The following is an 18,376-nucleotide window of genomic DNA, read 5'->3' as shown; positions in this document are numbered from 1 at the left end:
GCCCCAGAAAACGACCCCAGAAACACACACCCCCCACCAAAACCCCCCCCCCCCCCCCCCCCCCCCCCCCCCCCCCCCCCCGCGGCGTTCGCGTTCGACGTCCGGGCCTCAGCGCGAGGCGCGCAGCTCCGGCAGCTGGATCAGCTCGGTCTCGTCCTCCGGCGTCAGGTCCACCACCGTCGGCTCGCCCTGCTCCGCCCGCTCGGCCGGCTCCGCCGCCCGGGCCTCGGCCTCGGCCTTCGCGGCCACCGCCTCGTCGCCCACCACGTCCGCCAGGTCGGCGCGCTCCCCCAGTTCGGCGACGCTGCCCACCGCCGGGGCCGGGGCCGCCGGGCGCGCCGCGGCGGCCGGGCCGCGGCCGAAGAAGCTGAAGCCCTGCCCGCGCGCCTGCCCGGACTGGGCCGGCCGCGGCCGCTGCCGCTCCACCGACGTGGCGGGAGCCGCCGGAGCGGCCGGGGTCCCACCGAGCTGGCCGACCGTCGCGGTCAGCGCCGGACGCACCGTAGCGGGGCGCTCCGGGGCCGGGGCCGCCGGAGCCTGGGCCGGGGACGCCGGAGCCTGCCCCGGGGTGGGCACCGAAGGCGCCACCGGGGCCGGAACGGCCACCGGCACGGGCGCCGGAGCCGCCGGGGCGCCCGGGGCGGCCGGTCCCGTCAGCGACGCCCGCGCGGACGTCCGCAGCGCGACCTCCCCGCCCGCCGTACGCGCCCGCTGCGCGTCCCGCTCCGCCGCACGGCGCTCCAGCGCCCGCAGCACGGACGCCGCCCGCACGAACGCCGCCGGGCTCGCCGGGTGCTTCGGACGGCTCGCGGCGAGCGCCCGCTGGGCCGCCTCGGCCTCCTTGAGCGCCTGCTCGGCCACCGCGACGGCCCGCTCGCGCAGCAGCCGGGCGATCTCGGTCTCGGCCTTGGCCAGCCGCGACTTCTCCGCCGTCAGCCGCCGCCCGAACCGGGTGGCCCGCTCCTCGGCGACCTCCGCCGCGTACTCGGCCTCGGCCAGCTGCTCCTCGAACCGCTCCTCGGCGCGCAGCCGCTGGGCCGCGGACATCTCGGCGGCCGCCCGGGCCGCCTTGTCCCGCTGGCGCAGCAGCACGGCGAAGCCGAGCGTCGCGATCACCGCCGCGACGCCCACCGAGCGCACCAGGACGATGTCCTGACTGAAAAGCAGAGCGGCCAGTGCGGCGACCAGCAGTACGCCGGCGGCGGTGGGGGGAAAGACCCGGCCGAGGACGGAGGAATGACGGTGGCGTCCGCGAGACATGCCCAAGAAACTAGCGTGCGAATTGGGGGCCTGTCAGCCCAGGGTCCCCTTCTGCCCTTGACAGGGCCCGGCCTTTACCGCACGTGCCCGGAATCTCACCCAAGATCACGAAAAAAGCCCAGCTCAGCGGTGTGAGGCCGCCGGGCCGCCCGGGTCGTCGTGGTTCTCCGGCAACTTGCACACGTGCTGGATCCAGAGAGCCGCCGCGATCACCGCGGCCCCCGCGAGCACCGCGAGGCCGGCCGTCACGGCCTGGTCCTTGCGGGCCGACACGTCCAGTTCGCCCAGCAGGTGGATCCCGGCGCCCGCGTAGACGCCGGTGACCACCGACGAGACCAGCGCGCTGGCCTGCCCCAGCACCACCGCCCGGGCCGCCAGCAGCGGGTCGACTCCCTTCGCCCCCCGCTGCCGCTCGCGCACCGCCTTCAGCCGGGCCCGCAGCGACAGCGCGATCGCCAGCAGGATCACCGCCACCGCCGCCAGCACCACCGGCGCCGCGGCCGGCACCGCCGGCAGCGTGTCCACGGAGGCCCACAGCTTGGAGCCGGCCCAGGACAGCGCCGTGGTGGCGGCGGTGATGCCGATCAGCAGGCGGAGGCGAAGCAGCTTCACTCGGAGGAGGTCCTTCCCGGGTACCAGAACCGGCCGGCCGCCCGGCTGTCCGGCACGGCGACGCCAAGCCACCGTACCGGGCCCGGCCGGGCGGACACCCGCGCTGACGGCGGTCACCTACTCGTACGGCCGGGCCCCCGGTCGAGTTCCCTGATCGACGGCCCCGGCCGACGGCCCCGGGAGGCCTACTCCGGCAGGGTCAGCCGGATGTCCTCGCGGCGCTTGACGCCCTGCGCGTCCGGGCCGCCCAGCGCGGACAGCAGCGCGTCCACCCGCCCGTGCCCGGGCACCTCGGCCTCCGGCTCGGCGTCCAGCCACGGGGCGAGCACGAAGGCCCGCTCGTGCGAGCGCGGGTGCGGCAGCAGCAGCTGCGGGTCGTCGCTCAGCACGCCCTCGTACGCCAGGATGTCGACGTCCAGCGTGCGCGGGCCCCACTGCACGGTCCGCACCCGCCCGAAGGCGTCCTCGATGGCGTTGCCGCGCTCCAGCAGGTCCCGCGGGGGCAGCGAGGTGCGCAGCACCACGACCGCGTTGTAGTAGTTCGGCTGCTCCTCGGGCCCGCCGACGGCCTCCGTCTCGTACACCGCGGAGACGGCCTTGATCTTCAGCCCGGGCGTGTCGGCGAGCGCGTCGACGGCCCCCTGGAGGGTGTCCAGCCGGTTGCCCAGGTTGCTGCCGAGCGCGATCACCGCGAGGTGCTGGCTGTGCAGCGTGGCGTCGGCGGAGTCCACCCGGCTCTCCAGGTCGAACGCGTTCGGCGTGGCGATCGGGTCGCTGCTGTTCATCGAAGGAATCCCTCTGCATCGGATGCCGGGCGCGCGGTGGCGGTCATGCGCGGCCCCGGTGGATGGTCACGGTCACGTCGTCGAACGGCACGGTGATCGGGGCGTCCGGCTTGTGCACGGTGACCTCGACCTCCTCGACCGCGTCGTGCTTGAGGCACTGGTCGGCGATGCGCTGGGCCAGGGTCTCGATCAGGTCGACCGGGTCCCCGGCGATGATCGCGGTGACCTCCTCGGCCACCAGGCCGTAGTGCGCGGTGCGGGTGAGGTCGTCCGCGGCCGCGGCGGGGCGGGTGTCCAGGTACAGCACGAGATCGACCACGAAGGTCTGTCCCTCGACGCGCTCGCGCTCGAAGACGCCGTGGTGGCCCCGGGCTCGCAGCCCCCGCAGGGTGACGCGGTCCAGCAAACGAATCACTGCTCCCAGTCGGACGGGCCCCACCCGGGGAAAGGCATGGACGGGCGAGGCGAAGGCGGGCAGCACGCCCGCCACTCCGTTTCGAATCTACCCGCGAGCACGGACAACGCCTGACCGTCCTACCCGGCACGAACCGACGCCACGCGCACCGATATGGCAATTGACGTGAACGTTGGATGACCACTCGGAAATCCCGGACGACTTCCCGGCGCGGAATTCCCGCGGCCCGCGGAATCAGCTCTCCTCGTCGTCGTCCCCGCTGGTCAGAACGGGTGAACCATGATGCGACCAGAGCTTCCACCCGGCCGGAGTGCGACGGAACAGATTCGTCGACACGACCTTTCCGCCGACCAGCGGACCGAGTTCCCCCTCCTCCTCCGCCTCGCCGCCGGACAGGATGTTCTCGGTGCACGTGACAAGGGCCACATCACCGTGGACCTCGGCCTCGACATCCGTCAGGAAGAACTGGATGTACTCCGTGTTCATCATGATCAGCATGTAGGAACGGGTCACCTGCGCCCGGCCGCGCAGCACCGGCCAGCCCGGGTGCACGCACACCACGCCGCCCTTGTCGTCGGCGTACTCGGCGCCCAGCCAGGCCTCCTCGACCGCCTCGACGTCCCCCCGCTCCAGCGCCTCGTAGAACGCCCGGTTCGCCGCGAGCACCGCCTCCAGATCCGCCCCGCGGGCCTTTCCGGCCGTACCGCCGCTCAACCTGCCGTCACCCGTCACAGACCCTCCCTCAGCCCAGCCGCGCCGCGTGCTGCCAGGCCGCGACCACCCGGACGGCATCCGCCGTGCCGGACACGTCGTGCACCCGCACCGCCCAGGCTCCGGCCCGGGCCGACAGCACCGACACCGCGGCCGTCGCGTCGTCGCGTTCCCGGGCCGGGCGCAGTTCCCCGGTTGCCGGGTCGGCGAGCAGCGTACCCAGGAACCGCTTGCGCGAAGCCGCCACGAGCACGGGGCGGCCGAGCGCGGTGAGCGCGTCCAGCCGGCCGAGCAGCGCCCAGTTGTGCTCGGAGGTCTTGGCGAAGCCGAGCCCCGGGTCGAGGATCAGCTGGTCCTCCTTGACCCCGGCGGCCAGCAGCGCGTCCACCCGGTCGGTCAGCTCGGCGACCACGTCCCGCACCACGTCGCCGTAGACGGCCATCCGGTCCATGTCGACGGACTGCCCGCGCCAGTGCATCACCACGAAGGGCGCACCGGTCTCGGCGACCACCCGGGCCATCGCCGGGTCGGCGAGCCCGCCGGAGACGTCGTTGACGATCGCCGCGCCGGCCTCGACGGCCCGCTCGGCGACCGAGGCGCGCATGGTGTCCACCGAGACCAGCACCCCGGCGTCGGCGAGCTCGCGCACCACCGGGATCACCCGGCGCAGCTCCTCCTCCTCGGGCACCCGCTGCGAGCCCGGGCGGGTGGACTCGCCGCCGACGTCCACCAGGTCCGCGCCGCGGGCCCGCAGCGCGAGGCCGTGCGCGATCGCCTTCGCGGGGTCGTGCCACATCCCGCCGTCCGAGAAGGAGTCGGGCGTGACGTTGACCACGCCCATCACGGCGCAGCGGTCCAGCCGCGGCAGACCGGCCGGCAGGGAGAAGGACGGCGAATCGTTCATGTCTCCCATTATCGAACGGGGCCCCGGCCGACGGTCGTCGGCAGGGGCCCCGGGCGGTGTGGACGGGTCTCAGGCGGTGTGGACGGGCCTCAGGCGGCCTCGGTGACCTCGCGGGTCGAGGGAACGGGCATCAGCCCCTCGCGCTGGCGCTTGCGGCCGAAGCGCGGCATGCCGAGGGTGATGAAGGCCTCCGCCTGCATCGCCGCGAAGCCGATCCGCGGCAGGTCCCGGGTGTTCGGGAAGACCAGGAAGCGCGGCTCCCACTCCGGCTGGAACTTGGCGTTGAACTTGTACAGCGACTCGATCTGGAACCAGCGCGACAGGAACACCAGCAGTCCGCGCCAGGCGCGCAGCACCGGGCCGGCGCCGATCCGCTCGCCGCGGGCCAGCGCCGAGCGGAACATCGCGAAGTTGAGCGACACCCGCCGCACGCCCATCGCCGGCACCGCCTGGAGCGCGGCGACGATCAGCAGCTCGTTCAGGCCCGGGTCGGCGGCGCGGTCACGGCGCATCAGCTCCAGCGAGATGCCGTCCGGGCCCCAGGGCACGAAGTGCAGCACGGCCTTCAGGTCGTCGCCGCCCTCCTCGCCCTCCTCCGGGGCCTTGTGGGCGGTGACCACCACGCAGTCGTCGTCCAGCGGGTCGCCGAACCGGCCGAGGGCCATCGAGAAGCCGCGCTCGGTGTCGGTGCCGCGCCAGCGGGCGGCGGCGTCGGCGATCCGGTACTTCTCCTCCGTGCTGACCTCGGAGACCCGGCGCACCTTGCACGAGTAGCCGTTGCGCTCGATCCGCTTGACCATCTGGCGCACGTTGCGCATGGCCCGGCCGGACAGCGAGAAGGCGGCGGTGTCGACGATCGCCTCGTCGCCCAGCTCCAGCGCGTCCAGGCCCGCCTCCCGGGTCCAGACCTCGCCGCCGAGCTCGCTGCACCCCATCACGGCCGGCACCCAGGCGTGCTCACGGGCCTCGGCCATGAACACCTTGATCGCGCCCGGCCAGGCCTCGACGTCGCCGACCGGGTCGCCGGAGGCCAGCATCACGCCGGAGACCACCCGGTAGGAGATCGCGGCCTTGCCGGTGGGCGAGAACAGCACGCTCTTGTCGCGGCGCAGCGCGAAGTAGCCGAGCGAGTCGCGGTCCCCGTGCCGCGCCAGCAGCGCCCGCACCTTCTCCTCGTCCTCCGCGGTCAGCTCGGGCTTCGGCTTGCCCGGGCGCAGCGCCAGGTAGGCGGTGGTGAAGGCGGTCAGCAGGCCGAGCCCGCCGAGCAGGTAGGCGACGAGGTCGGACATCCGCTCGTTGCTGTACCGGATCGGGCCCTCGAAGCCGAACAGCCCGTACCCGACGTGCTGGAGGCGCTCGGTCAGGCCCGGGTGGCCGATCTCGTACTTGGTCCTGGTGCTCACGATCAGCAGGCCGAGCAGCACGCTGAGGGCGCCCATGACGACCAGGTTGGCCAGCGCCCGCCAGCGGGTGCGCGGGTCGGCCTTGGCGTAGAACTCGCGCTGGTGGACGAGCATCACGACGAGGACCACCAGCGAGACGACCGCCGGGCCGATCTGGTGCCAGCGCACCAGGTGCAGTCCGGCGCTGACCGGCAGCAGCACGCAGACCGCCCGCCAGGCCCGCCGCTTGCGCCGGCGCAGCGCGTGCGCCAGCGGCACCAGCAGGATGCCGACCATCAACGTGCCGACCGCCGCCAGGCTGGTGGTGCCGCCCGGCAGCTGCCCGGCGACGGTGTGCATCTTGGTGTGCCGGAGCTTGGGGAACACCGCGCCGGCGATGTCCACGAGCCCGATCAGCAGACAGACGTAGCCCACCGCTCCCGGGAGCCAGGCCCTCGGTACGGAGGCCGCCTGGTTGCGCAGCGTCTGCAGGCCGCGACGACGGCGCGGCGGCTGCTCGGGGCTCGGCTCAACGGACACGGGAACGCTCATGGAAGCTCAGCGTAAGGGCTGCGGTGCGGTGTCCCGTCACTCCGGGGGAGGACGCGTGATGGACCTTCATGCCTATTCCTTCATCAGGCAATGCGCATACCAAGGACCCGGAAACGGTCGGTAAACCGGGGCCGTGGCGGCGCTGCGGGTTGAGCCGGCGGTGGGAGCCGGGGGTCCGCCGCAGCGTGGCGCGGCCGGGCCCTCCGGGAGGCGTTACGTACGGTGGACGCCGCATTCTAGGGCGCCGGTTGCCTGTCACTCCCCCCGCCCTTCGCCGGCCCCCGGGCGTCCGGACAGCCTAGCCGCGGTGGCCGTGGCTGACGGACCGCCAGACGATGAAGCTCGCACCGACAGTGTCCCACCGGAAGGTCGACGGTATGGAACTGACCAGCGAAGCGCTGGTGGACTCGCTGCTCGCCCTCGGGGCCGCGGCACTCCTCACGACCCTGTGGGTCTGGCCCCGGCTGGCGTCGCAGCGCCCGCTGCCGGTGCTCGGCCGGATCGGACTGCTGACGGCGGTTCAAGTCACCGTCCTGGCCGTGCTCGCCCTGTCGGTGAACAACTCCTTCGGGTTCTACACCTCCTGGCACGACCTGCTCAGCCCGGGCGGCGCCAAGCTCTCGCTGACGAGCAACGAGAACCACAAGGGCAGCGCCCCGGTCGACGACGCGCTCGTCCAGCCCACCACCGAGGGCGGCCTGGAGACCATCACCAACCTGCCGAAGGGCCCGCCCGAGGAGGTCGGCAAGGTCGAGTCGGTCCGGGTCAGCGGCAAGGAGACGGGCTTCTCCGACCAGATGTTCGTCTACCTGCCGCCCGCGTACTTCGACGAGAAGTTCGCCCTGGTGCGCTTCCCCGTCCTGCTGGCCCTCGCCGGCTACCCGGGCACCACGCTGAACCTGCTCCACGAGCTCCCCCTCGCCCAGACCGCGATCGAGCTCCAGCGCACCGGCAAGATGCCGCCGACCGTCCTGGTGATGGCCCGCCCGGCGGTCGTGCCGTCCCGGGACACCGAGTGCGTGGACGTCCCCGGCGGCCCGCGCACCGAGACCTGGTTCGTCAAGGACGTGCCCGAGGCCATCCGCGGCAACTACCGGGTCGGCCGCACGGCCGGCTCCTGGGCCACCCTGGGCTACTCCACCGGCGGCAGCTGCGCGCTGCGCCTGGCGATGCGCTTCCCGGGAGTCTTCGGCAGCGCGGCGAGCCTGCACGGCGACTTCTCGGTGCGCCAGGACAACTACACCGGCGGCGACCTCTTCAACGGCGACAAGGCGCTGACCCAGCAGCACGACCTCGGCTGGCGGCTGCAGAACCTGCCGGTCCCGACGCTCAACCTGCTGGCGGTCTCCACCCGCACCGAGAGCGACTACCCCCAGACCGTCCAGTTCGTCGAGCAGGCCACCCAGGTCGCGGCGACCAATCCCCAGTTCAAGGTCGACTCGCTCTACCTGGACGACGGCGGGCACAACTTCGACAGCTGGACCAGGGAGCTGCCGGCCTCGCTCGAATGGCTGGGCTCCCACCTCGGCTAGCGCGGGTGGGTGATTACCCGCCGGTCGGTCCGGACGACGGGCGACTCGGGGGAACGTATCGCGACCGCCCGTCGACCCCCGACGGGCGCCGCCCCGGATCCGTGCAAGGAGGCACCGTGCTGAGCACCCGCTCGCTCTTCGACGAGATCTACCGGAACGACCAGGCGTACCAGCTCTTCTGCAGCATCGCGGCCGACGGCGAGGACCAGGGCGGCTGGGAGAACGAGCGGATCACCGCGCTCGTCCGGGATCCGGTCCTCGCCCCGAAGGTCGCCCGGCACGGTGCCGACGAGCGCAAGCACGGCCGGATCTTCGCCCAGCTGCTGAACAAGCGCGGCCTGCCCAAGGTGCCGGTGCCGGACGAGGCCGACTACTGCATGCTGCTGGAGCGCCAGGGCATCGGCCTCTCGCACGAGCGGCTGAAGGGCGAGGCCCCGCTGACCGACCGCGAGATCATCACCTACCTCGCGCACAGCCGGGTCACCGAACAGCGCGCCGCCGAGCAGATGCGCCAGCTGGTCCGGGTGTACGGGGACAACCCGGAACTCGGCCGGGCGATGCGGATGATCTCCGCCGACGAGGACGACCACCTCGCCTACTGCCACGAGGAGCTGCTGCGGCTGCACGCCGAGGGGCACGGCCCGTACATCCGGCACACCCTGGAGACCAGCGCCCGCGGCGAGATCCGCACCCACCGGGACGTCGGCCTCGCGGTCGCCTCCCGGATGGCCCGGATCCTGGGCTGGCCGCGCTGGCAGCTCGCCCTGGTCACCCTCGGGGTGCACGCGCTCTACCTGTACGACCGCGCCTACGGCTGGCGCCGGATGGTCGCCCTGCGGATGCCCGCGCGCCGCAACGCGCTGGGCACCCCGGCCCGGCCGCACGCGGAGCGCGAGGTGCTCTGAGCCGCGCCGCCGGGACGCGACCGGGCTACCGGCCGATGATGAGGCTCATCGCCTCGGCCCGGGTGGCCGGGTCGCGCAGCTGGCCGCGCACGCAGGAGGTGATGGTCTTGGCGCCCGGCTTGCGGATGCCGCGCATCGACATGCACATGTGCTCGCACTCGACCACGACGATCGCCCCGCGCGGCTCCAGGATCCGCATCAGCGCGTCGGCCACCTGGCTGGTCAGCCGCTCCTGCACCTGCGGCCGGCGGGCGTAGACGTCGACCAGCCGGGCGAGCTTGGACAGCCCGGTGATCTTGCCGCTGGTGGACGGGATGTACCCGACGTGCGCGACCCCGCGGAACGGCACCAGGTGGTGCTCGCAGACCGACGTCAGCTCGATGTCCTTGACCAGCACCATCTCGTCGTGACCGAGGTCGAAGGTGGTGGTCAGGACGTCCTCGGGCTCCTGCCACAGGCCCGCGAATATCTCCTTGTAGGCACGCGCGACCCGGGCCGGCGTCTCCAGCAGCCCCTCGCGGTCCGGGTCCTCCCCGACGGCCAGCAGCAGCTCGCGGATGGCGTTCTCGGCCCGCTTCTGGTCGAAGGTACCGACGGCGGGCGGACCGTCGAGCGTCACCGGGTCGATCATGCGGGCCTCGCTTAGATGTGGGAAGACTCTGGCTGAACAGCACGGATGCCGCGCCTCCAGGGTACAAACCCTGGTGACGCGGCATCCATTCCCTACGGAGGCGGGAGTCAGCCCTCGGCCGGCGGCTCGGTGGCGGGCCGCTGCGGGAGCTTCACGATGTCCACCGGAGCGCCGTCCACGGCGGCGGCGCCGTTGGTGAGCGCCAGCTCCTTCGGCGACTGCACCGGGGGACGGGTGGACGGCGTGCGGCGGGCGGAGCCCGTCCAGGCCGGCCGGGTCGGGCGCTTGACGATCGTCGAGAAGATCTCGGCGATCTGCTCCTTGTTCAGGGTCTCCTTCTCCAGGAGCTCCAGGACCAGGTTGTCGAGCACGTCGCGGTTCTCGACCAGGATCTCCCAGGCCTCGTTGTGCGCGGTGTCGATGAGCTTCTTGACCTCTTCGTCCACCAGCCCGGCGACCTCTTCCGAGTAGTCGCGCTGGTGGCCCATCTCACGGCCCAGGAACGGCTCCGAGTTGTCGCTGCCGAACTTGATCGCACCGAGGCGCTCGGTCATGCCGTACTGGGTGACCATGGCCCGGGCCGTCGCGGTGGCCTTCTCGATGTCGTTCGAGGCACCGGTGGTCGGGTCGTGGAAGACCAGCTCCTCCGCCGCGCGCCCGCCCATCATGTAGGCGAGCTGGTCGAGCATCTCGTTGCGGGTGGTGGAGTACTTGTCCTCGTCCGGCAGCACCATGGTGTAGCCGAGGGCCCGGCCGCGGGACAGGATGGTGATCTTGTGCACCGGGTCGCTGTACTGGCAGGCCGCCGCGACCAGGGCGTGGCCGCCCTCGTGGTACGCGGTGATCTTCTTCTCCTTGTCGGACATGATCCGCGTGCGCTTCTGCGGACCCGCCACGACGCGGTCGATCGCCTCGTCCAGGATGTTGTTGTCGATCAGCTTCTTGTCCGAGCGGGCGGTCAGCAGCGCCGCCTCGTTCAGGACGTTGGAGAGATCGGCACCGGTGAAGCCGGGGGTGCGCTTGGCGACGGCCGACAGGTCGACGTCGGGCGCGATCGGCTTGCCCTTCTGGTGCACCTTGAGGATGTCCAGCCGGCCCTGGAGGTCGGGGCGCTCCACCGCGATCTGGCGGTCGAAGCGGCCCGGGCGCAGCAGCGCCGGGTCCAGGATGTCGGGGCGGTTGGTCGCGGCGATCAGGATCACGCCGCCCTTGACGTCGAAGCCGTCCATCTCGACCAGCAGCTGGTTGAGGGTCTGCTCGCGCTCGTCGTGGCCGCCGCCGAGGCCCGCGCCGCGGTGCCGGCCGACGGCGTCGATCTCGTCGACGAAGACGATCGCCGGGGCGTTCGCCTTGGCCTGCTCGAAGAGGTCGCGGACGCGGCTGGCACCGACACCGACGAACATCTCGACGAAGTCGGAGCCGGAGATCGAGTAGAACGGCACCCCGGCCTCGCCCGCGACGGCGCGCGCCAGCAGGGTCTTGCCGGTACCGGGCGGGCCGTAGAGCAGCACGCCCTTGGGGATCTTGGCGCCGACGGCCTGGAACTTGGCCGGCTCCTGGAGGAACTCCTTGATCTCGTGGAGCTCCTCGACGGCCTCGTCCGCGCCGGCCACGTCGGCGAAGGTGGTCTTCGGGGTGTCCTTGGTCAGCAGCTTGGCCTTGGACTTGCCGAACTGCATGACCCGGGAGCCGCCGCCCTGCATCTGGTTCATCAGGAACAGGAAGACCAGGACGATGATCACGATCGGCAGCATCGACAGCAGCAGGCTGACGAAGGTGCTCTGCTTCTCCGGGCTGACGGTGTAGCCCTCGGCGAGCGTGCTCTGGTCCTTGTCGTTGACCTGGGCCTGGAGCTTGTCGGCGATGGCGACGCCCTGGTCGCCGATGTACGAGGCCTGGAACTTGGTGCCCGACGGGGTCTTGCCCGTGCCGGCACTGGGCAGCGTGGCGCCGTCCTTCAGCTGGATCTTGATGGTGTTCGAGTCACCGGTGGTGATCTGCGCCGACTTGACGTTGTGCGCGTCGATCGCCGCGACCACCTGACCGGTGTCCACCGTCTTGTAGCCGTTCGAGTCCGAAACGACCTGCATCAGTACGATGACGGCGAGGACGGCCAGCACGATCCACATGATCGGCGCACGGAAGTATCGCTTGACGTCCATCCATGCGGGGCGTTGCCGCCCCGTCCCTCCTGCCACTCAACGGCGCCGTGGGGCTCTGGGCCGCGGCGCATCCGGTCGGTGCTCATATGAAGAGCGGTCTATTGGACCGTACCGCAGTCGGACCCACCCATGGCGGGAGCACGGCGACACGGCTTTGGTTCTCTGTCCCCCGGAGCAACGGGCGGGAACGGCCTACTGTTCCCGCCCGTAGCCCGAACGGGCCTCAGCCGCCGTAGACGTGCGGCGCGAGGGTGCCGATGAAGGGCAGGTTGCGCAGCTTCTCCGCGTAGTCCAGGCCGTAGCCGACCACGAACTCGTTGGGGATGTCGAAGCCGACGTACTTCACGTCGATCTCGACCTTGGCCGCGTCCGGCTTGCGGAGCAGGGCACAGACCTCCAGCGACGCCGGGCCGCGCGAGCCCAGGTTGCCCAGCAGCCAGGACAGCGTCAGGCCGGAGTCGATGATGTCCTCGACGATCAGGACGTCACGGCCGGCGATGTCGGTGTCCAGGTCCTTCAGGATCCGCACGACGCCGGAGGACTTGGTGCCCATCCCGTACGAGGAGACGGCCATCCAGTCCATGGTGACCTGCGAGTGCAGGGCCCGGGCGAGGTCGGCCATGACCATCACGGCCCCCTTGAGGACGCCGACGATCAGCAGGTCCTTGCCTGCGTAGTCCCGGTCGATGCGCTCGGCCAGCTCAAGGAGCTTGGCGTCGATCTCGTCCTTGCTGATGAGCACCTTCGCGAGGTCAGCGCCCATGTCGTTCTGGTCCACCGGGGATACGTCCTCAAACGTTCGGGGTCTGTGTGGCCGGCGGCCGGCTGCCCCGGGGCATGCCTCGCCCGTCAGTCACCCTGCCGCCGAAAGACCAGCGTGCCACACCTGCGGGTGGCCTCGACGCCCCCGGGTAGGTGCAGCGGCCCCTGGCCGCGCCATCCGGTGACCAACAGGTCGATCGTCTCCAGGTGCCTGGCGAAGAGGTCCCCGGCCGGACACCCGGCCCGCAGCGCGGCCCGGCGCAGCACCCGGCGGCGCACCGCGGGCGGCAGTTCGGCCAGTTTCGCGGCGTCCAGGGCGCCGTCGCCCGTCCGGAGGTCGCGTTCGGCCAGGGAGGCCCACTGGTCGAGGGCGTCGGCGTCGTCCCGGAAGAGGCGGGCGGTGCGGGCCAGCGCCTCGACCACGCCGCCGCCCAGGTGCTTCTCCAGGACCGGCAGCACCTCGTGGCGGACCCGGGAGCGGGTGTAGGCGGGATCACAGTTGTGCGGGTCGTCCCAGACCGGGATCGACTGGGCGGTGCAGGCCTGCCGGGTGGCCGCCCGGTCCAGCTCCAGCAGCGGGCGGCGGTAGCGGCCCTTCTGGGCCGGCATCCCGGCCAGCGAGCGGGCGCCGGAGCCCCGGGCCAGGCCCAGCAGCACCGTCTCGGCCTGGTCGTCCCGGGTGTGGCCGAGCAGCACCGCGACCGCGCCGTGGCGCTCGGCGGCCTCGTCCAGGGCGGCGTAGCGGGCGTCCCGGGCGGCGGCCTCCGGGCCGCCGGTGCGGCCGACCTCCACGGGGACGGCCTCCACCGGGTCGAGGCCGAGCGAGCGCAGCCGGTCGGCCACCTGGGCGGCGCGCTCGGCGGAACCGGCCTGGAGGCCGTGGTCGACGGTGACGGCGCCGACCCGCAGGCCGACCTTGGGCGCCTCGAAGGCGGCGGCGATGGCCAGCGCCATCGAGTCCGCGCCGCCGCTGACGGCGACCAGGACCAGCGGCGAACCGGGCGCGGCCGGCGTGCGGGGCAGCCCGGAGGGGTGGCGCGCGGCGTTGCCGATCAGGGTGGTGCCGACCGCGGCACCCACCAGCGGCGCCCCGGCCGGGCGCTCCCGGGGCAGGCACTCCCGCTGCCGGCGCACGGGAGCGGTGAACGTGGAACCGGCCTCGGCGGCGAGGTCGGTGAGGGTACGGCGAACGGCCAGGCGTATCGCTGCGACGGCGGGGTGAGGGCCCACGGCGGACGACTCCTCGGCGGAGGGGGGACAGGACGTGCGGCGGACGCGGCGGGGACCGCGCACCCGCATGAGCACCCTGTTACCGGGCGCTCACAGATGGTGGCAGATAGTGGCCACCCGCTAGGCCACCCGCGCCCCCGGTACGAGCACCGTCCCACGTTCGGGTGAATGAAGAAACGCTTCTTCACTCGTCGTCCGGCTGATTGGACCACTCGTACGAGCGGGTGCGCCGGGCCCGCGCCGCCCACCGCCGGGCCTCGGGGCGCGCCCGCGCCACGGGCGCGCGGTCAGCGGGCCACCCGGGCCACCCAGGCGGCCGGGTCGTGGATCTCCTCCTTGGTCGGCAGGGTGTTCGGGGAGGTCCACACCCGGTTGAACCCCTCCATGCCGACCTGGTCCACCACGCCGCGCACGAAGACCGCGCCGTCCTGGTACTGGCGCAGCTTCGCGTCCATGCCGAGCAGCCGGCGCAGCAGCAGGTCCAGCCGGTTGGCGCCGCGGTCCCGGCGCTGCTGGAACTTCTCCCGGATCTCGGAGACCGTCGGCACCACGGCCGGCCCCACGCCGTCCATCACCACGTCCGCGTGGCCCTCCAGCAGCGACATCACGGCCGTCAGCCGGCCGAGGATCTCGCGCTGCGCGGGCGACTGGACGATCTCCAGCAGGTTCCCGGAGGAGCCGCTCTCCCGGCCGCCGCCCGGCAGACCGCCGAAGGCGCCCGCCGCGTCCCGCAGCCGCTCCAGCAGGGCGCCCGGGTCCACGTCCGTCTCGGCGAGGAAGGACTGCACCTCGGACTGGATGTGGTCGCGCAGCCACGGCACCGCGGTGAACTGCGTCCGGTGCGTCTCCTCGTGCAGGCAGACCCAGAGCCGGAAGTCGGACGGGTCGACGTCCAGCTCCCGCTCCACGTGCACGATGTTGGGCGCCACCAGCAGCAGCCGGCCCGGCCCGGGGCCGTCCGGCCCCAGCCGGGGCTTGTCGAACAGCGCGGCCGGGCTGTCCGGCGCCTCCAGCGGGGCCTCGGCGGGCGCGAAGGTCTCGTACTGGCCCAGCACCTTGGTGGCCAGGAACGCCAGCAGCGCCCCGACCTCGATGCCGGTGGCCTTCTCCCCCACCGCGCCGAACATCCCGGCCGTGGCGCTGTTGGCCCGCCGCGCCTGGAGCTTCTCCACCAGCGGCTGGACGACCGTCCGGAAGCCCGCCACGTTGGCCCGCACCCACCCCGGGCGGTCCACCACCAGCACCGGCGTCGCCGTGGCCCGGGACAGGCTCGACGAACGCATGCCGGTGAACTCCCGCACGTGCTCTTCCGCCGCCAGGGCGTGCCGGCGCAGCTCGGCGACCACCGCCGCCGCCTCCTCCCGGCTCACTTCCGGCCCCGGCCGCACCAGTCTGGTCGCGGTTGCGACCGCGAGGTTCCAGTCGACCATGTCAGCACCGCCACTCGCGCTCGTCATGCCCTCACCGTACGTGCTCCCCACCACCAACGGCAGCCACCCGCCGCGAACACCTCCCCGGCCGCCGGCGGCGGGGCCCTGCGGGGCGGCCCTGCGGGGCCGCGCCGGAGGGCGCCCGAGCGGATCGGCGGTGAGCCGGGCGGGTCGGCGGCAGCTGCGGACCGACGAGCGGGCACGGGCCGGGGCAGCCCCGCGCGGTCGCACGAAGCACCGGGCCACTGGACTACGGCAGGCCGGGTGGCTGCGCGAGATGCGGGACACCGGCGACGGCCGGGCCGCGGGGCGTCGGCCGACGGCCGGGCAGGGTGCGGGCGCGCCGGACGCCGGGCACCGACGAACCACACGACGACGGACCGGGCTCGAACAGGCCGACGGCGGGCCCACCCGGTCGCGCGGGCGCGGGGCGCCGGGCGGCGGCCGGGTGGGTCAGCGGCAGCCGCAGGTGGCCAGGCGGGCGGCGAGGCGGTCCATGGCGGCGCGGGCGGTGTCGGCGGGCGCGGTGGTGCGGGTCATGACGGCGAAGGCGAGGAGACGGCCGTCGGCGTCGACGACGGTGCCCGCGAGGGTGTTGACGCCGCTGAGGGTGCCGGTCTTGGCGCGTATCAGGCCGGCCGCGTCGGCCGAGCCGGAAGCGGAGCCGTAGCGCCTGTCGAGGGTGCCGGTGAAGCCGGCGACCGGGAGGCCGGTGAGCACCGGGCGCAGGGCGGGCTGCTGCTCGGCGTCGGCCAGGGCGAGGAGCCGGACCAGGACGGCGGGCGGTATCGCGTTGCCCGGGTGCAGGCCGCTGCCGTCGTTGAGGACCACGTCGCCCGTCGGCACGCCGAGCCGGGTGAGCTCCTGGGTGACGGCGGCCGCCGCCCCCTCGAAGCTCGCCGGCTGGTGGGCGGCGAGGGCGACCTGACGGGCGATCGCCTCGGCGAGCTGGTTGTCGGAGGTGGTCAGCAGGCGTTCCACCAGGCGGGCGACCGTCGGCGAGTCGACGCTGCCGAGGACGACCGTGCCGGGGGCGGTCGGGGCGGGGGCGGGCGAGGCGGCGGGCTTGGGCCTGCCCGTCACGGTGATGCCGCGGTCCCGGAGCAACGCGGCGAAGGCGTCGGCGGCGGCCGCCGCCGGATCGGCGACCCGGTCCGGCGCGTCCTCCCGGCTCTTCGGGTCCACCTTGCCCTCGTCCACCATCAGCGGCTGCACCAGGGCGATGTTCTGGCCGTCGTGGTTCCGGTGCTGCGGGCTGCCGGTGTACATCGACAGGTCGTAGTCCAGCTGCACCGCGGTGGTGCCGAGGTTGCCGAGGGCGGCGGCGGTCCGCTGGGCGAGGACGTCCAGGGAGGCCGGGGCGGTGTCGGCGTCGGCCGGCCGGCCGCCGATCCGCACCTGGTCGGCGGGCAGCGCGGTGAGCGTCGGGTCACCGCCGCCGACCAGGGTGATCGTGCCCGGGTCCGCGCCCCGGACCACCCGGGTGGTCAGCCGGGTGTCACCCGGTATCAGGGACAGCGCCGCGACCGAGGTGGCCAGCTTGGTCGTGGAGGCGGGGGTCGCCGGGGTGTTCTCGCCCGAGCCGTACAGGAGTCGGCCGGTGGCCGCGTCCCCGACGGCGAAGGTGACCTCGCCGAGGCTCTTGTCGGCCAGGGCGGCGGCGAGCGCCTGCTGGAGGCCCTGCGCGGTGGGGAGGACCGCGTCCGGGCCGCTCTCGACGGCCGCCAGGACGGCGCCCGGCGCGAGGGCCGGGCGTGCGACCGGCGAGCCGCTGCCACCGGCCGCCGAGGCGGAGGGGGACGCGGACGCGGAGGCCGCGGCGGGCGCTCCCCGGCGGGAGGGCGCGGCGCCCGGGCCGTCGTTCGACCGGGGCCTGGCGTCGCCCTTCCCGTGGTCGCCCTCGCGCCCGTGGTGCTCCCCGCCCTCGCCGTGCCCCGCGGTGTGCCCGCCCGTGGAGGGGGACGGCTGCGCGTGGGCTCCGCCCGTGGTCAGGACCGTGCTGACGACCAGTAGGGCCGCCCCGAACAGCCCCGCGGCCGTCTCCGTCGCCGTCCCCGCGCGGCGACGCGCCACCCCGCCCCCTGCTCCCACCGACCGGCCCCTTTCCCGAGCACTCACTCCCGTAGGAGACACTTGGATTCTGTCAGTCCCTACCTTGGAGGAACCGTTGGAGTTCGACGTCCTTATCGAAATCCCTAAGGGCTCTCGCAACAAGTACGAGGTCGACCACGAGACCGGCCGTCTGCGGCTCGACCGGATGCTCTTCACCTCGACCCGGTACCCGGCCGACTACGGCTACGTCGAGGGCACGCTCGGCGAGGACGGCGACCCGCTGGACGCCCTGGTCATCCTGGACGAGCCGACCTTCCCGGGCTGCCTGATCAAGTGCCGCGCCATCGGCATGTTCCAGATGACCGACGAGGCCGGCGGCGACGACAAGCTGCTCTGCGTCCCGGCGACGGACCCGCGCTGGGAGCACCTGCGCGACATCCACCACGTGTCGGAGTTCGACCGCCTGGAGATCCAGCACTTCTTCGAGGTCTACAAGGACCTGGAGCCGGGCAAGTCCGTCGAGGGCGCCAACTGGGTCGGCCGCGCCGAGGCCGAGGCCGAGGTCACCGCTTCGATCAAGCGTCTGGCGGAGCAGGGCGGCCACTGAGCCGTCGTTCCGATCTCGTTCGATCCAGGGCAGTTCGAGGTAGGTCGGGACAGCCCGGGCCGGGGTTCGCGGATTTCCGTCCGCGGGCCCCGGCCCCTGTCGTTTCCGGGGGCGGCGCGCCGGGCCGGCCGCCGGTAGCCGCCGAGTCGGGGCGGCGCGCCGGGCCGGGTCAGTCCTCCAGCCGGAAGCCCACCTTGATGCACACCTGGTAGTGCTTGATCCGGCCGTCCTCCAAGTGGCCCCGGACCTGCGAGACCTCGAACCAGTCGAGGTTGCGCAGCGTCCGGGAGGCCCGCTCCACCCCGTTGCGGATCGCGGCGTCGACGCTCTCGGTCGAGGACCCGACGATCTCGGTCACCCGGTACACGTGGTCGGTCATGGCGGACTCCCTGCGCTGTGCGACGGCCCCCGGTCCACCGTGCACCGGCCCGGGGCCGTCCGCAC

General features: G+C 73.3%; 17 protein-coding genes. 3 read left to right on the top strand and 14 right to left on the bottom strand.

The window, feature by feature from the left end; translation table 11 throughout:
- Positions 1-108 precede the first annotated feature (108 nt).
- The 7 genes from ACZ55U_RS05555 to ACZ55U_RS05525 all read right to left on the bottom strand — a co-directional run bounded on the left by ACZ55U_RS05555 (position 109) and on the right by ACZ55U_RS05525 (position 6,621).
- Complete coding sequence (locus ACZ55U_RS05555; RefSeq protein ID WP_465522718.1) at positions 109-1,260, bottom strand: hypothetical protein; 1,152 nt, start codon at positions 1,258-1,260, stop codon at positions 109-111.
- Between the two features lie 123 nt (positions 1,261-1,383).
- Positions 1,384-1,872, bottom strand: a complete 489-nt coding sequence (locus ACZ55U_RS05550; protein WP_465522716.1) for a DUF3180 domain-containing protein — start codon at positions 1,870-1,872, stop codon at positions 1,384-1,386.
- Between the two features lie 185 nt (positions 1,873-2,057).
- Positions 2,058-2,657 carry a 2-amino-4-hydroxy-6-hydroxymethyldihydropteridine diphosphokinase gene (folK, locus tag ACZ55U_RS05545; protein ID WP_465522714.1) on the bottom strand — a complete coding sequence of 200 codons (600 nt, stop codon included), beginning with the start codon at positions 2,655-2,657 and terminating at the stop codon, positions 2,058-2,060.
- Positions 2,658-2,700: 43 nt separating this feature from the next.
- On the bottom strand, positions 2,701-3,060 hold the full coding sequence (gene folB / locus ACZ55U_RS05540; RefSeq protein ID WP_465522992.1) for a dihydroneopterin aldolase: 360 nt from the start codon (positions 3,058-3,060) through the stop codon (positions 2,701-2,703).
- Between the two features lie 246 nt (positions 3,061-3,306).
- Positions 3,307-3,786, bottom strand: coding sequence for a nuclear transport factor 2 family protein (locus tag ACZ55U_RS05535; protein ID WP_465522712.1), 480 nt, complete (start codon positions 3,784-3,786; stop codon positions 3,307-3,309).
- A gap of 28 nt (positions 3,787-3,814) precedes the next feature.
- Positions 3,815-4,696, bottom strand: coding sequence for a dihydropteroate synthase (gene folP, locus ACZ55U_RS05530; RefSeq protein WP_465522710.1), 882 nt, complete (start codon positions 4,694-4,696; stop codon positions 3,815-3,817).
- Between the two features lie 80 nt (positions 4,697-4,776).
- Positions 4,777-6,621 carry a phosphatidylglycerol lysyltransferase domain-containing protein gene (locus tag ACZ55U_RS05525; protein WP_465522708.1) on the bottom strand — a complete coding sequence of 615 codons (1,845 nt, stop codon included), beginning with the start codon at positions 6,619-6,621 and terminating at the stop codon, positions 4,777-4,779.
- 377 nt (positions 6,622-6,998) lie between these two features.
- Here ACZ55U_RS05525 and ACZ55U_RS05520 point away from each other — a divergent pair, with 377 nt between their 5' ends.
- Together ACZ55U_RS05520 and ACZ55U_RS05515 are read left to right on the top strand one after the other, a co-directional pair.
- Positions 6,999-8,153, top strand: coding sequence for an alpha/beta hydrolase (locus tag ACZ55U_RS05520; protein WP_465522706.1), 1,155 nt, complete (start codon positions 6,999-7,001; stop codon positions 8,151-8,153).
- Between the two features lie 116 nt (positions 8,154-8,269).
- Positions 8,270-9,058 (top strand): ferritin-like domain-containing protein, encoded by a 789-nt coding sequence (locus tag ACZ55U_RS05515; protein ID WP_465522704.1) that lies wholly within the window; start codon positions 8,270-8,272, stop codon positions 9,056-9,058.
- Positions 9,059-9,083: 25 nt separating this feature from the next.
- On the opposite strand, the gene folE is transcribed toward ACZ55U_RS05515, so the two are convergent.
- The 6 genes from folE to dacB all read right to left on the bottom strand — a co-directional run bounded on the left by folE (position 9,084) and on the right by dacB (position 17,346).
- A complete protein-coding gene (folE, locus tag ACZ55U_RS05510; protein ID WP_030309924.1) occupies positions 9,084-9,689 on the bottom strand; it encodes a GTP cyclohydrolase I FolE in 606 nt (201 codons plus the stop codon).
- A gap of 107 nt (positions 9,690-9,796) precedes the next feature.
- Positions 9,797-11,851, bottom strand: a complete 2,055-nt coding sequence (gene ftsH, locus ACZ55U_RS05505; RefSeq protein ID WP_465522702.1) for an ATP-dependent zinc metalloprotease FtsH — start codon at positions 11,849-11,851, stop codon at positions 9,797-9,799.
- Between the two features lie 223 nt (positions 11,852-12,074).
- Entirely contained in the window at positions 12,075-12,629 is a 555-nt protein-coding gene (hpt, locus tag ACZ55U_RS05500) for a hypoxanthine phosphoribosyltransferase (RefSeq protein ID WP_031064035.1), read from the bottom strand.
- Positions 12,630-12,700: 71 nt separating this feature from the next.
- Positions 12,701-13,843, bottom strand: a complete 1,143-nt coding sequence (gene tilS, locus ACZ55U_RS05495) for a tRNA lysidine(34) synthetase TilS (protein WP_465522700.1) — start codon at positions 13,841-13,843, stop codon at positions 12,701-12,703.
- 287 nt (positions 13,844-14,130) lie between these two features.
- Positions 14,131-15,300, bottom strand: a complete 1,170-nt coding sequence (locus ACZ55U_RS05490) for a zinc-dependent metalloprotease (RefSeq protein WP_465522698.1) — start codon at positions 15,298-15,300, stop codon at positions 14,131-14,133.
- A gap of 426 nt (positions 15,301-15,726) precedes the next feature.
- Positions 15,727-17,346 (bottom strand): D-alanyl-D-alanine carboxypeptidase/D-alanyl-D-alanine endopeptidase, encoded by a 1,620-nt coding sequence (dacB, locus tag ACZ55U_RS05485; protein ID WP_465522696.1) that lies wholly within the window; start codon positions 17,344-17,346, stop codon positions 15,727-15,729.
- Positions 17,347-17,440: 94 nt separating this feature from the next.
- Here dacB and ACZ55U_RS05480 point away from each other — a divergent pair, with 94 nt between their 5' ends.
- A complete protein-coding gene (locus tag ACZ55U_RS05480; protein WP_030244505.1) occupies positions 17,441-17,932 on the top strand; it encodes an inorganic diphosphatase in 492 nt (163 codons plus the stop codon).
- Positions 17,933-18,101: 169 nt separating this feature from the next.
- Here ACZ55U_RS05480 and ACZ55U_RS05475 read toward each other — a convergent pair whose 3' ends face one another.
- Positions 18,102-18,311, bottom strand: coding sequence for a dodecin (locus tag ACZ55U_RS05475; protein ID WP_030288965.1), 210 nt, complete (start codon positions 18,309-18,311; stop codon positions 18,102-18,104).
- Positions 18,312-18,376 lie beyond the last annotated feature (65 nt).

The sequence above is a fragment of the Kitasatospora sp. NPDC034533 genome (assembly GCF_055575155.1).
This window is presented reverse-complemented; position numbering and strand designations above follow the sequence as displayed.